The following is a 13,570-nucleotide window of genomic DNA, read 5'->3' on the forward strand; positions in this document are numbered from 1 at the left end:
AGAAGCACAATGACCAGGAAGATCGCACTCATAACCGGTATCACTGGCCAGGATGGCGCCTATCTGGCGGAACTTCTGCTGGCAAAGGGCTATGACGTCCACGGCATCAAGCGGCGTTCGTCGTCGTTCAACACCGGTCGCATCGACAATCTCTACCAGGATCCGCATGAGAAGGACGTAAGGCTGTCGCTCCACTACGGTGATATGACCGATGCCACGAACCTCATCCGCATCGTCCAGGAGGTGCAGCCAGACGAGATCTACAATCTCGCCGCGCAATCGCATGTTCAGGTGAGCTTCGAGACCGCCGAATATACCGCGAATGCCGACGCGATAGGCACACTACGCCTTCTCGAGGCCATCCGGCTGCTCGGCCTGACAAAGAAGACGCGTTTCTATCAGGCATCGACATCCGAGCTCTACGGGAAGGTGCAGGAGATCCCACAAAAGGAAACGACGCCCTTCTATCCGCGATCGCCTTATGCCGCGGCAAAGATCTATGCCTACTGGATTGCGGTAAATTACCGCGAAGCCTATGGCATTCACGCTTCCAACGGCATCCTGTTCAATCACGAGAGTCCGATGCGAGGCGAGACATTTGTGACGCGTAAGATCACGCGCGCGGCTGCCGCGATCAGCCTGGGCCTTCAGGACAAACTCTACCTCGGCAATCTGTCTGCCGAGCGAGATTGGGGCCATGCCCGCGACTATGTCGAAGGCATGTGGAGGATCCTTCAGCAGGATGCGCCCGACGACTATGTCCTCGCTACCGGCGTAAAGAACTCGGTCCGTCGCTTTGTCGAGCTTGCATTCAGCGAAGTTGGGACCGAGATCCAATGGGTCGGTTCCGGCATCGACGAAAAAGGCATCGATGCAAGATCCGGCGCTGTTCTGGTCGAGGTGGATCCGCGCTACTTCAGGCCGACCGAAGTAGAGCTTCTGATCGGCGACCCCTCGAAAGCGGAGCGTATCCTCGGGTGGAAGGCAACAACCTCGCTCGATGCAATGGTCCAGGAAATGGTTCAGTCCGACCTCGATACGGTAAGACGGGAATCCGAGCACCGGCGCTTGGACGAGGATCGCATTCGCGTTGCGGCACAGTAAGGAACGTTGGACCGAGTTGACATGAAAATCTCGGTTTTAACGGTCTGCTGGAACTCAGCCGCAACCATCAGGCATACGGTCGATAGCTTCTTTGCCCAGGACCATCAGCACAAAGAGTTGGTGGTCGTCGATGGCGGGTCATCGGACGAAACGCTGACGATCGTTCGGTCCTATCCCCAAGACCAGATTCAGTTGGTCAGCGAGCCGGATCGCGGAATGTACGATGCACTCAATAAGGGGCTGCACCTCTATACTGGAGACGCAGTAGGCGTGCTGAATTCCGACGATTGTTTCCATGACCATACTGTGCTGACGCGAATTTCGGCAGAACTCGAACAGGCCGACATCGTGCATGGCGATCTGGATTTTGTTGAAAATCATTTCAACAAGCGGGTCATCCGGCGTTGGCGTGCCGCCCCCAGACCCGCCAAGGGGTTCCGGACTGGTTGGATGCCGGCCCATCCAACGTTTTACGTCAGGCGGAAGGTGGCGGAGACGGTCGGCACGTTCGACCTCGGTCTCAAAGTGGCATCGGATTACGATTGGATGCTGAGAGCGGTTGAGCTTCATGGATTCGGGTCCGCTACCACCAACCATGTGTTGGTAGATATGATGGTTGGCGGGGCCAGCACACGGAGCCTCAGCTCCTATATCGGGCACAATTTTGAGGCCCTCCGGTCGCGGCGCCAATGGCTGCGCTCCGGTCCAATCGACTACGCGCTTGTTGCGAAGCCAATGCGCAAGCTGGGGCAGTTTTTCGGCATCAACAGTGCCGGAACCGCGAAGCAAAGCCGGTACGCTGAATAGTGGCTTCGGTAGGTGATATCCATGCTTCGAAGGTCGGCCCAGAGGTGAAGCGCAACTACGTTCACGTGTCTGCGCCCGGTGGTCACCGCCAATTCTACCAGGATCTCTTTGCCGGCCTATTTGACCTCGAACCGGCAATGGGACGCATTGGACCTCGACTGTGGCTTGACCTGGTTAGGGCCCGCCACCTCCTGTTCGCCACCATCGACGATGATTACGCTGGTTTTATAGCAGTTGCGTTGGCAAGATCGCTGATTGGACGGCGGACGGTTGGGCTCTTTCTCAGGCCCTCCAAATGCTTCGAGAGCGGAAGGCTCGTTTATCGCCTCAAGAGATGGACTTTCCGGTGCTTGCGGCATTTGCCTCGCCTGTCGCTCTTTACGATTCTGCCGTTCAAATTTGATCGCCGATTTGCCCAGGTCGCGCACGGGTGGGTACACGACCCTCAGATGTGGGACATGCATGACGGCGCGGCGCTTATCGAAACCAGCCAACTGTCACGCGACGTGCTGACCGCAGCCGGCGGGCGCGCCATTTTGTGTTTCCTGGGCAGCGTGAGAAAGTCGAAGGGCTTCGAATTCTTGGCTGACATCGTCTCCGACCACCCAGATCTCGCGAAAGATGTTTTTGTGGTGGCTGTCGGGCGCGTCGATCCAGCCTGTGGCGAGGACTGCGCTCGCCTGATTTCTGCCGGGGGAATGGTGGTCGACCGGTTCGTGTCGGACGACGAACTGCTGAGCTTGTACAAAACCTGCGATTTCGCCTGGTGCTGCTACGAGCCGGACTACGACCAGGCCTCCGGCATATTCGGACGAAGCGTACAACTGGGCACACGTCCGATCATCCGCAAGGGCGCGTATCTCGAGAAATATGCGCAAGAAGGTGCAGTTGCACCGGTGTGTCTGGTTTACGGCGATACCCGTGACGCTGCAGCCAGTATCGCAGCCGCTGCAGCCAATCGATCCGACAAGCCCGGGCGAATGGGCGAAATCGTCGGCGGCTGGCGGGCCGATTTTGTGCAGAAAATCCGCGCGGCCCTTTGACCTACACGCGCGTCAAATACCGAGGGGCGTCATGAACATGTCTGATGCCCGATCTCGTAATCCGGACCGGAGCATTGTGGCTACTCCTGGAATGGTGAAGAAAATACTGTTTTTTCATCATGCGACCGCGCTGGGAGGTGCGCCGAAGAGTTTGGCATTGCTGATAAAATCACTGGATCGCAAAGAATTCTCTCCAATAGTTGCGATGCCGCTTCGTCCAGGTAATTCCGGCGTCCGCCAACTGTTCGAAGATGCCGGGGCGGAGGTAATCGAGGAAAGGGACATTCGACCTTTCCATGGATCGACGGTCGCGCCCTGCAAGGACGTGAAGTCGAGGATACATGCGATACTGTCCTTTCCGCTTCTCGTCAGGTGCGCTAGGAAGCTTGTTCGTGCCATACGGCCGGACATTGTTCACCTGAACTCCACCTGTATGGTGGCCGCCGCGAAGGGCGCGCATGACGCCGATCCCTCAATCCCCGTTATTGCCCACGTCCGTGAACCGATCCTGCATAACTGGTGGGGTAACATACTTCGCAACTTAAATAAGAAGCACGTTGATTATTTCGTTTCTATCGACAAAGCCGGTTTGGATAGCATTGGCGGCTCCGCCACCACGGGGTCGGTTGTCTACAACAGTGTTGACAGCAGTCTCTTCCGTACGCCGGACGAAGGCGTTACTGAATTGAGGCGGAAATTTGGATGGGGGGATGGCGATGTCATATTCCTGTCACTGTCACGAATTGCGGAGTCGAATGGCATTCTGCCGTTCGTCCAGGCGGTCAACTCGCTTGAGGCAAACCTTCCCGAATGCGCTCGGTTTGTATTTGCAGGTTTTGGAAAAAACGAAGAAGGCTATGGAAAAGCAGCATTGGAGGCGATAAACGCAAGCCGCCGGTGCAGCGCCATGCCATTCATAGATGACATCGCTCCCGTTCTCACGGCCAGTGACGTCGTCATTGCGCCTTTTCTGACAAGTCACAGTGCTCGGTGCATTTTCGAAGGAGCGTCGGCAGGACGCCCGGGCTTGGTCACCCGCTTGCCGAATTTGCTTGAGCTGATCGAAGAAGGTAGAACCGGCTTGAGCTTCGAAATTTCCTCTTCCGCCGGTCTTCTCGAAGCGATTGAAAAACTCTGCCGGCGCGATACCCGGCTTGATATGGGACGGAGCGCACGCCAGTTCGCAATGGCCAGGTTCCACATCGATCAAAACGTCGCGGCAATTCAAAAGCTTTACCGCGATCTGTCAGAATCAGGCCGTTGATGTCCGTCTTAAAGTTACTTGACCGAAGTGAACGCCTATTCTGGAATGCACTTGCAGCCCTTCAGTTTGCGGTGAGGCGCAGAAAGATGCCTCGTGGCTTGTCTGTCCTCGGGCCAGTTGGGCTAGGAGGGGCGGGCGTCCTCGAGATCGGAGATAACGTAACCATCGTCAGCAAATCCAGGTTTAATCGAGCGGGTATAAATCATCCCACTCAGCTGGTTGTTGGTGCATCAGGAAAACTCTCCATAGGGGATAATGTCGGGATTTCCGGAGCGTCTATTTTTTGTGTCGAGAACATTGCAATTGGAAATAATGTTCTGGTCGGAGTGAATTGCAATATTTTCGATACCGACTTTCATGCCGTCGATTATCTGGACCGACGGCATGGGCGTGGCACTCTTTCCGCGCCAATCGTGATCGAGGACGATGTCTGGCTCTGTGCCAACGTGACCGTTCTGAAAGGCGTGAGGATTGGCGCGCGCTCCGTCATTGCGGCGGGCAGTGTCGTCACTTCCGACATCCCGCCGAATTGCCTGGCCGGCGGCGTGCCCTGCAAAGTCATACGTTCCCTGGCACCCACGCAGGCCGCGTCGATTGAATGAAGAGCTACAACGTCCTGCATTATCATAGCATTTTATGCTGCTAAGAAGAGCGGGCGCCGAAGATTGCAGCAGATGCCATATAGCTACGTGGATGGCCTCGTGACCAACCGACTAGGGCGCGGTGGAATGCTATTGTGACGAAGGCTCCGTCCGGTCGTTCTGACACATCAAAAGGCTCGGTGCTAAGCAGTGAGCATCTGACGCGCGATCTCGGGAGACGCACGGCATCTGGAGGGATTATAGCCCTCTGCGCCCAGGCTATGATTCTTCTTACACAAGTCGGCTACATGGCGCTGATGGCGCGTTTGCTCCAGCCCGATGACTTCGGTCTGGTGGCCATGGCGGCGTCCGCTACTGCGTTTGTCGGAGTCTTCGCCGACCTGGGTCTGTCGATGGTCACCATCCAGCGCAAGGAGGTTGATCATGACACCGTCAGCGCGTTATTTTTCGTCAATCTTGGCGTCGGCTTCGCTCTCATGCCGCTGGCCTGGCTGACGGCGCCGGTCGCAGCCTGGCTTTTCAATGATCCTCGCGTTTTTCAACTTATCCTAGTTCTGGCGATCGCCATCCCGATCACTGCGGCCGGTGCGCAGCATAAGGCGCTATTGGTCCGCAACATGCGGTGGATGTCGTTGCACAGTGTGAATCTTGGCAGTCTCTTGTGTGGGTGTGCCGTCGGCGTTGCGATGGCATGGGGCTGGGACTTCAAATACTGGTCGCTCGCTGCGGCGACGCTCACCACGGCATTTGTCGGCACGGTTGGCCAGTGGATACTGTCACCCTGGCGTCCGACCAAGGTCGCGAATTGGAAGAATGCACGATCAGCCATTAGTTTTGGGATCAATTACAGTGGATCCCAGTTCACAAACTACATTAATCGCCAATCCGATAACGTGCTCGTCGGCTGGAAATCCGGTCCGCACGAGCTCGGATTCTACACCCGCGCTTACTCACTGTTTATGTTACCGATAACGCTTATCAGCGGACCAATCGGCTCGGTTATCATTCCCATGCTGAGCCGCCTTCAAACCCAGCCAGACAAATGGGCTAGAACTTATCTCAGCGCCATGCGGCTTACACTCTTGATGAACACGATATTGTGCATTCTCATCACGATCAATGCACAAGAAATCGTAAAGATCGTTTATGGGAGTAATTGGTCAAAGTCAGGGACGATTTTGATGATACTGTCCTTGTCTCTAATCACGAGTATTTCCGGACAGTTTGGTGGTTGGGCGCTGATCTCTTTGGGTCGAACGCGTGAGTTGTTAGTATTTTCCATCTTTACATCAACCATTCGGTTCGCGCTATTCTTGTTTGCGATTCAATGGGGGGCTCCTGGAGTTGCTATCGCGTGGTGCATAACATCTTGGGTGTTCACCCCAATGCTTTGGCTTTATGCAACAAGAAACACAGAACTGAGTTTCAAGGGTCTTGTGAAGGCGGCGGCGCCCTTCTTTGGTGCCTATGTCGTGGTGGTCGCCTTCTTTCATGTTGGGTCCTCATTCAGCGTCCTGCCTCTGCTGGCTGAGGGCGGCCTCGTGTTAAAATCTGCCATCGCGATGGTGGTCTATGGCGTTTTTGTTGTTGCACCATATCGTTTCGCGGGTTCGATGTTAGGGGACATAAGGCTGTTTCTGGATAGAGACGTACGCTCAGAGGGGCTGAAACTTTGAAGATCATTATCGAAACTGCTGTTTGCTTGAACGGTGGAGACGCTGCGATTGAAGTCGCGACAATAAGGATTCTTAAGGCCGCATTCGGAGACGATACTGAAGTCCTCATAGCAGATATGGAAGCCAAGATCGCCGAACGATACTACACTGATATGGAATTTATTTGTGTTCCTTCCGAGCAGATTCGGAAGAAAATAGCTTTTCGAATTATAAATAAATTGACACGAGGGAAGTTGTTTGTGCAATTAATCAATTTGACTCAAGTCACTTTGATTTTGTTAGAGCGTCGTCTGCGGTGGCTGAAATACCCTGGACGTAAGGGAGAGATAGTCAAGAGCTTGCGAGAGTATATTGATGCGGACCTAATTATTTCGACTGGCGGCACGTACCTGTCAAAGAAACATCCGGGATCGGTTACCTCTCGTCTTCCGGAATATCAGAGAGACATTTATCTTGGAAAGCCGCCCATTTTTTTTACACAGTCGATGGGTCCATTCGGCGATGATCGTATCTTCCGCCGACTCGCAGAGGTTTTTAGAAAAAGCCCGCTGATACTGGTCAGAGACCAGAAATCCAAGGCTTTTGCCAAAGAACTGGTCGGGCACACAGGTAATATCGAGGACGTGGCAGACAGCGTATTCGTACTGGCCGATCAGGACGAGATCTCGAGACGGCGTACAGCGTCGCAAGTTGGTTTGGAAGGACGTAAACCGAAAATCGCGGTTTCAGTCCGATCGTGGTCTGATTTCGGGGACCGAACTGTGGAAGTCGGACGGGAGAAGTATCTCCAATCGGTAGCTAAAGCGGCAGAGTGGTTGGTGACGGAGGTAGGGGCCGAAGTGACGTTTGTTTCGACCTGCCAAGGGATCCCCGAGTATACCAATGACTCAAACACGGCGCGCGATATCTTGAAGTATCTGCCGGATCGCGTTCGAAGCCGCGTGGTCGTCGATTCGCAGTTCAGGGACACCGAAGCATTGCTTCGCAAGATCGACGAATTTGATGGCGCCATCTGCACGCGCATGCACATGTGCATTTTGTGTCTGTGTCGAGGCCTTCCGGTCCTACCGATTTGCTACGAGAGGAAAACGGAAGATCTTTTCCGATCGCTTGGCCTGGAGGAATACGTTACTCTCATCGATAAGATTGAGCCGAATAGTTTTCGCAATCTTGTTGAGCGCTGGTGGGAAAACCAGGAATCGATAGCAGATAGATCGCGGCAGGGGACGCTAGCGTTGCGTGACAGTGCTCTATCCACGGTCGGTATTCTCAAAAGCAGATTTGCACCGGCGGAGTTGCAGCCGGAGGCAGTGTCCTCATGATTGCGATCATTTCGCAATTCTTCAACACGCCTTCCGAGACATTCATTCGAGATCATGTCCGCCACCTTGCGCCCGGCAAGACTGTGCTCATCTCCCAAGAGCCGGATGGCGCCAATCAGTTCAATTATCCGGTTCTTTCCGGGATTCCGGGGACGTCACCGCTTAGCCAGCTGCCCAGCCTCATTGCCATTCCGGCACGCCTGTTCTGGCTAGCGTACGTCCGTGACGGAATCAGCAGGAGCGACGAGGACAGAGTTGTCGAATTTTTCAAGGCTCACAACGTGGAGGCCGCCCTTGTCGAGTATCTTACGATAGGTGCACTGTTCGCTCGCGCTTGTCGCCGCGCCGGCGTGCGATTGTACGTCCACGCCCATGGGGCGGATTCTACCGTGATGCCTAGGAAACAGACGTGGCGACGTCGCTACCGGCGTCTCTTCGCCAGCGCTGACGGGATCATCACGCCATCACGTTTCATCGCCGATCGTCTGGTTCAAATCGGCTGTCCGAACGAGAAACTCCACGTCAGTCCATGCGGAATTTTGCCCGAGCACTTCACCCCATCGAAGCGCGAAAGCGGTCGGCTCCTCGTCGTTGGGCGGTTCGTTGAAAAGAAATCACCGCACCTCACGATCGAGGCGTTCGCCCGGATCGCTTCAAGGTTTCCGGAGGCGCGGCTTGATCTGGTTGGGGATGGGCCGTTGATGGCGCGATCTAGGGCATTGGTGGCGCAGGAGAACCTGGCGGATCGTGTCATTTTTCACGGCTATCGGAGCACGGAATTTGTTCAAGGCATGATGCAGAACGCTGCAATCTTCGTACAGCATTCAGTGACGGCCCGTAACGGAGATATGGAAGGCCTGCCGGTATCGATCCTGGAGGCAATGGCGAGCGCACTTCCCGTTGTGGCAACACGTCACAGCGGTATTCCAGAAGCCGTTGTCGATGGTGAGACCGGCGTACTTGTAGAAGAGCACGATATCAAAAGCACGGCAGAGGCGCTTGCCAGTCTACTGGCAGATACGCGGCGTGCTGCCAGGATGGGGGATGCCGGGCGGCGGCGTGTACTAGATCATTTCACGCAACGGCACACGCGCGATCGCCTTCGACGTGCCATGGCGCTGCCGGCTATAGCCGAACCTCTCGACATCGAAGAGCGCCAAATTCAATGAAGAATGCCGACCAGTGGAAGTCCACTAAGTTCGAACGGACCAGCAAGGGATGTTTGGCGCTCGAGCCGCAAGGAGGTGGCGGCGCGGTCGCAGTTGATCGCCGATCGATTGGCGTCCGTCTATGCCGCCGCGATCGCTACTCATGCCAGAAGTCGTCTCGCCGACGGGCTGTGGGGCCGTTCCGCTTTACGGGATCTACCGCGACTATGTCAGTGAGGTGTTCCGCGTCGATTGGCCGGGCAGCACACATGGCGCCGCCTACGTCGACCTGTTTGCGGACCTCAACGAGCAGTTGGTCCTGGAGCAAGGGACTTTCGACACCGTCATTGCCAGCGATGTTATCGAACATCTGCATACGCCGCAGGCCTTGTTCGACAGTGCAGCCGGGGCCTTGAGCCCTGGTGGTAAATTGATAATCGGCGTCCCGTTTTTTTACTGGCTACACGAGACGCCCCACGATTACCATCGCTACACCCGCTTTGCGTTGGAGCGGATGACGGTGAAGGCGGGACTAAGGACAATCGAGTTGTTATCCTACGGCGGCGTCACAGATGTTCTTTCCGATCTTGCCACGAAGGCGGTGGCGTCTCGGCCCTGGATTGCCAATTCGGTCTATTGGCTCACCACGCTCATGCGTGCATTGCCGCCTATCAAGAAATTGGGGGTTGCGACTCGCGAGAGCATGCCGATGGGCTATCTTCTAGTGGCTGAAAAAGTATCACCCCCACCCTCTTCGGGGGGAGGCTAAAAATGCAGGGCCGCCGAAAGCTGCGCCTCCAACCAGTGTCGTCGATTTGCTGTCTGGCGCGAATTCATCAAAGGCGGCATAGAAGAGAGACACGACAAGACCCCGTGCCGTTCTTCCGGCGTCTTGGACTCGAATTGCCGACAGGCGTCAACTTCACCGGGCTTTCCGACTCAGCATTTGTCGGCGCGAACGAAAGTTGCTCGCCCCTTCGGCGCAGCAAGCTGGACCGGCTTCTTCGGCATCAGATTTCTTTTCTATTTTTCCATAGGGAACATAGCCCGCGGTATCCACGGCGTGGCACACTTCACCGTGTGAGGTGCGACTAGTCCCATGACTCGGAGAGCCAATATTCATTACGGCACATCGACCGGTTTCGCTCGCGGAGGTACTGGCCGCCGATTTGCGTATTTGAGAGGTTACGTCGACCGGCGCATTTGGCTTTCTCCTGCAGCGGCGTTCGCGCTCGCGATCTGTGGCGTGTACGCTTTCGCCGGTCTGGTAAACTGGTTTGATCCAGAAGGAAGTACCGGATCGATCTTGGTAAGAGTATCCATTGTTCTGATCACTATCGGCTCATATGTGCTTCTTCCAGCAAAGTTGAAGTCGTCAACGGCCGCGCTTATTCCAATGAAGTTATTTTTCATACTGTACACATGCCGACTTGTGGAGAATATTTATATATCGTCGATAGTTATATCCCCAAGACCAATGATGGTATTTAGTGTATTCTTGGTGACAGGTGTCGGAGCTGGACTTGTTATAGCATCGATGGACAGGGCGATAAGAAATACAGATTTGATATTTGTTATGAATGCCCTTTGTGTTATTTTTCTCATTGGACTTTACCTAAACAGGGACGTGCTGTTTGTGAGTCATGACCAAAGAATGAATCTCGACAAAATCAACCCGATAGCAATGGGGCACGCGGCATTTGCATTTTTGATATACTTTTTCCTTGTCTTGGGAAAGACAAAAAAATTAACGATCCAATCCGCGATACTGGGTCCGATGCTATTGTTGGTTGTTGTATTTTCTCGGTCTCGCGGTGCATACATTGCCGGCGCGGGGGCACTATTAGTCTACATACTGTTGCTTAAAGGCTCAAAAAGAGTGTTCGCTGTGTTGGGAGCATTGGTTGTCGCGATGGCAATTTTGGCGACCAGCGGTGTGGAGCTCGTCGACGTTGTCATTGCAAGACTTCAGACGATCAACGTGGATGTCGATCAATCCACAATGGTACGCAGTCAATTGTTCGCCGGGGCCTGGCGGCAGTTTCTGGAAAGCCCGGTGTTCGGGCGTTATGCGGTCGAGATGCGGTTCAATTTCTATCCTCACAACATTTATCTTGAATCCCTGATGGCGGTAGGGGCGCTCGGATCATTGCCGTTTGTGGCTCACATAGTGTTGGCACTCAGATCGACGGTCGGTATCATTCGGTCCGGCAAATTCCCGCTCGCTGCGGTGCTGGCTGCGGTGCTATTCATCAGGGAAGCGATCGCCGGCATGGCGAGCGGCAGCCTATGGGGAAATTCGCTCTTCTGGGTCACCTCCGCTCTGACAATATCGTTTTGGTATGGATACCAGGGATTTCTTGCCAAAAACCGCAATCCAGACTAGGGGGCGGGCCTATTAAAGTTGAGCGTCCCGTAACCGATCAGTAGGCTGACAGTGAATTGAAGTCCTATTTCGATCGGTACCAGCGTTGGTTTCGTCCTCGATGTGGTCGAACTTCGCCTGATTGGCTGCAGGCACTCGCGCCGTGCCCGCGGGACGCCGGTGGTCGGCCAACACGGATCGCTATCAGCGCTCCAGGACTCCGAGATTAATTCCAACGGGAACCAACCATGCGCATTTTTCAAAATTCCGGGATCTCGCCGAGCTACCGGGCCAGACTCGCCGGACTCGTGGCGGGGGTTCGTGGGTTCGAGCCGCAGAAACAAGTGTTTTTGAACGACCGCTACGGCGCGGCGCATATCCTGCTGCCGATGCAGGCCGGCAGCCCTGAAGCCTTTTTTACGAACGGAGACGACGAATCGCTACAGCGGGCATGGGCGCTCGAAAATGGGCTGGGCGAAGATGCATCGCTGGCCGATATCCTTCTTGCCCAGATCGAGCATCATAAGACGGACATCTTCTACAACCTTGATCCATTTCGTTACGACGCCTCTTTCCTGCGGCGGCTGCCGGGGCATGTGAAGCGAAAGATTGCTTGGCGTGCTGCGCCAGGCAGGATCGATTTTTCCGGTTATGATCTCGTCGTTTGCAATTTCCAGTCGATGCGAAAGCTTTGGGAAGAGCAGGGCGCCAGGACCGCCCACTTCTTTCCTGCTCACGATCCGGAACTCGATGCCGTTGCCGCGAACCGGAACAGGGATATCGATGTCCTTTTTTTCGGCGGCTACAGTCGTCATCACCAGCGCCGCAGGCAGATTTTGGAAGCTGTCGCAAGTCTATCCAGCCGCTGGCGCGTCGTCTTCCATCTCGACCTGTCGCGTTATACGCCACTCGCCGAGACGCCGCTTGGCTGGTTCGGTCCCCTGCGCGCGGTGCGCCGGCCGCGCACTATCCGCAGTGTCAGCGCGCCTCCTGTATTCGGTCGCGCTATGTATGCCGAACTCGGAAGAGCCAAAGTCGTGGTCAACGCGTCGATCGATATGGCGGGTCCGGACCGTGGCAACATGCGCTGTTTTGAGACGATGGGCGCTGGCGCTCTGCTGATATCCGATTCCGGCAATTATCCCGCACCGATGCGCGACGGGGAAACCATGGTCGTCTACGAGCAACCGCAGGACGCATTGGATAGAATCGAACAGCAATTGGATAGCGGAAACTGGGACGAGATCGGCCGGGCGGGGAACCGCGCAATTCGTGAAGAATACAGCAAAATACGCCAATTTGAGCGGTTTCTCGAATTGGTATAGCTGGCGATCTTCAGTTTATTTCTGCAACCAGCTCTTCGGCATAAGTAGCAAGTCTATGGGATCTTTCTCAGCTCCCGAAGGAATCTCAAAGTGGCCTGCCACCACTCCGCTTTTTCGTCCCATTTCGCTGGCCGATAGGGCGAATTGCTGCCGATGGTGCCCCATATAACGATCCCATCAGCCAGCCTCCTGCAAGTGTCGAGTTGGGTATACCAGAGGTCGCCCGGCAGAAACGCAAGGGTCTTATGAAACTGCGGCCAGAGAAAGCAGTAGACCGGCTTTCCCTGTGAAATCCTTCGTGCTTCCCCGATATTGGCTTGCGCATAAGCCACCCAAGCGTCCTTGTCGCCGTAAAATGTATACAGGGAGGGAAATAGCGCATCCACATAAGGTACGAGGGAGGATGCGATCTTGGTGTTTTGCTGCTTCCAGTCGTCCAGTGCAGCGGCGCCCTGATGGCCGATCGCTCTCCAATGATCCCTGAGCGGCAAAACGCTATAAAGCCCGAGCTTGACGTTTGGGTCTGCCTTTCTGAAGGCGCTGAGCGTCTTCTGGTATTTCGCGATTGACGATGCTTGATCTGGGCCCTCCAAGGGCCAGCTTTCAATGTCGATATTGAGATATTCGTTGCTCCTCGGCCGTGCCAGAGCTTTCTGCACTTGGCCGGCGTCAGGGATATCCGGTCCCAGAACATGAGGGTCTACGATCGTAAGATGCTCAAGGCCGAACGAGCCGAAATCGGGCCCGCCGGCGAAGTTCATAGCCTCGAAAAGCCTGAATGGGGTGCGCGTTTGCGCCGTCGCCGGCCATGAACTGGCTAGAAGGCATATCGCGCAGAATACTGTCTTGAAAAACATGATGCTCCGGGGCCGTCAACGGGGTGAGTTTTACGCGGACGAAATTCGCGCGGTTCT

The 13,570-nt window shown here is 55.1% G+C and carries 11 protein-coding genes and 1 pseudogene; 11 read left to right on the forward strand and 1 reads right to left on the reverse strand.

Going from position 1 to position 13,570, the window contains the following annotated elements; translation table 11 throughout:
* The first annotated feature begins 9 nt into the window (after nucleotides 1-9).
* From gmd to NKH12_RS14740, 11 genes and pseudogenes are all read left to right on the forward strand, one after another.
* Nucleotides 10-1,129: pseudogene (gene gmd, locus NKH12_RS14690) on the forward strand (GDP-mannose 4,6-dehydratase).
* Nucleotides 1,126-1,911, forward strand: coding sequence for a glycosyltransferase family 2 protein (locus NKH12_RS14695; protein ID WP_352953779.1), 786 nt, complete (start codon nucleotides 1,126-1,128; stop codon nucleotides 1,909-1,911). The pseudogene gmd and the gene NKH12_RS14695 overlap by 4 nt, the downstream one beginning before the upstream one ends.
* A gap of 44 nt (nucleotides 1,912-1,955) precedes the next feature.
* Nucleotides 1,956-2,954: a glycosyltransferase family protein gene (locus NKH12_RS14700; protein WP_352953780.1), complete on the forward strand. Its 999-nt coding sequence runs from the start codon at nucleotides 1,956-1,958 to the stop codon at nucleotides 2,952-2,954.
* Nucleotides 2,955-2,985: 31 nt separating this feature from the next.
* Nucleotides 2,986-4,218 (forward strand): glycosyltransferase family 4 protein, encoded by a 1,233-nt coding sequence (locus NKH12_RS14705; RefSeq protein WP_352953781.1) that lies wholly within the window; start codon nucleotides 2,986-2,988, stop codon nucleotides 4,216-4,218.
* 86 nt (nucleotides 4,219-4,304) lie between these two features.
* Complete coding sequence (locus NKH12_RS14710; RefSeq protein WP_352953782.1) at nucleotides 4,305-4,820, forward strand: acyltransferase; 516 nt, start codon at nucleotides 4,305-4,307, stop codon at nucleotides 4,818-4,820.
* 134 nt (nucleotides 4,821-4,954) lie between these two features.
* Nucleotides 4,955-6,496: a lipopolysaccharide biosynthesis protein gene (locus NKH12_RS14715; RefSeq protein WP_352953783.1), complete on the forward strand. Its 1,542-nt coding sequence runs from the start codon at nucleotides 4,955-4,957 to the stop codon at nucleotides 6,494-6,496.
* Entirely contained in the window at nucleotides 6,493-7,818 is a 1,326-nt protein-coding gene (locus NKH12_RS14720; protein ID WP_352953784.1) for a polysaccharide pyruvyl transferase family protein, read from the forward strand. Before NKH12_RS14715 ends, NKH12_RS14720 begins: the two co-directional genes overlap by 4 nt.
* Nucleotides 7,815-8,987, forward strand: a complete 1,173-nt coding sequence (locus tag NKH12_RS14725) for a glycosyltransferase (RefSeq protein WP_352953785.1) — start codon at nucleotides 7,815-7,817, stop codon at nucleotides 8,985-8,987. The genes NKH12_RS14720 and NKH12_RS14725 overlap by 4 nt, the downstream gene beginning before the upstream one ends.
* 142 nt (nucleotides 8,988-9,129) lie before the next feature.
* Nucleotides 9,130-9,735 carry a class I SAM-dependent methyltransferase gene (locus NKH12_RS14730; protein WP_352953786.1) on the forward strand — a complete coding sequence of 202 codons (606 nt, stop codon included), beginning with the start codon at nucleotides 9,130-9,132 and terminating at the stop codon, nucleotides 9,733-9,735.
* Between the two features lie 885 nt (nucleotides 9,736-10,620).
* Nucleotides 10,621-11,352 (forward strand): O-antigen ligase family protein, encoded by a 732-nt coding sequence (locus tag NKH12_RS14735; protein ID WP_352953787.1) that lies wholly within the window; start codon nucleotides 10,621-10,623, stop codon nucleotides 11,350-11,352.
* A gap of 227 nt (nucleotides 11,353-11,579) precedes the next feature.
* Nucleotides 11,580-12,656: a glycosyltransferase family protein gene (locus NKH12_RS14740; protein WP_352953788.1), complete on the forward strand. Its 1,077-nt coding sequence runs from the start codon at nucleotides 11,580-11,582 to the stop codon at nucleotides 12,654-12,656.
* Between the two features lie 53 nt (nucleotides 12,657-12,709).
* On the opposite strand, the gene NKH12_RS14745 is transcribed toward NKH12_RS14740, so the two are convergent.
* Complete coding sequence (locus tag NKH12_RS14745; RefSeq protein ID WP_352953789.1) at nucleotides 12,710-13,513, reverse strand: hypothetical protein; 804 nt, start codon at nucleotides 13,511-13,513, stop codon at nucleotides 12,710-12,712.
* Nucleotides 13,514-13,570 lie beyond the last annotated feature (57 nt).

This window comes from Mesorhizobium sp. M1322, assembly GCF_040318085.1.
GTDB lineage: Bacteria > Pseudomonadota > Alphaproteobacteria > Rhizobiales > Rhizobiaceae > Mesorhizobium.

What these genes read in the sequence shown, in the direction of transcription:
- NKH12_RS14695 (WP_352953779.1), top strand. Translation starts at nt 1,126, where the DNA reads ATGAAAATCTCGGTTTTAACGGTCTGCTGGAACTCAGCCGCAACCATC.
- NKH12_RS14705 (WP_352953781.1), top strand. Translation starts at nt 2,986, where the DNA reads ATGAACATGTCTGATGCCCGATCTCGTAATCCGGACCGGAGCATTGTG.
- NKH12_RS14710 (WP_352953782.1), top strand. Translation starts at nt 4,305, where the DNA reads ATGCCTCGTGGCTTGTCTGTCCTCGGGCCAGTTGGGCTAGGAGGGGCG.
- NKH12_RS14725 (WP_352953785.1), top strand. Translation starts at nt 7,815, where the DNA reads ATGATTGCGATCATTTCGCAATTCTTCAACACGCCTTCCGAGACATTC.
- NKH12_RS14730 (WP_352953786.1), top strand. Translation starts at nt 9,130, where the DNA reads ATGCCAGAAGTCGTCTCGCCGACGGGCTGTGGGGCCGTTCCGCTTTAC.
- NKH12_RS14735 (WP_352953787.1), top strand. Translation starts at nt 10,621, where the DNA reads ATGAATCTCGACAAAATCAACCCGATAGCAATGGGGCACGCGGCATTT.
- NKH12_RS14740 (WP_352953788.1), top strand. Translation starts at nt 11,580, where the DNA reads ATGCGCATTTTTCAAAATTCCGGGATCTCGCCGAGCTACCGGGCCAGA.
- NKH12_RS14745 (WP_352953789.1), bottom strand. Translation starts at nt 13,513, where the DNA reads ATGTTTTTCAAGACAGTATTCTGCGCGATATGCCTTCTAGCCAGTTCA.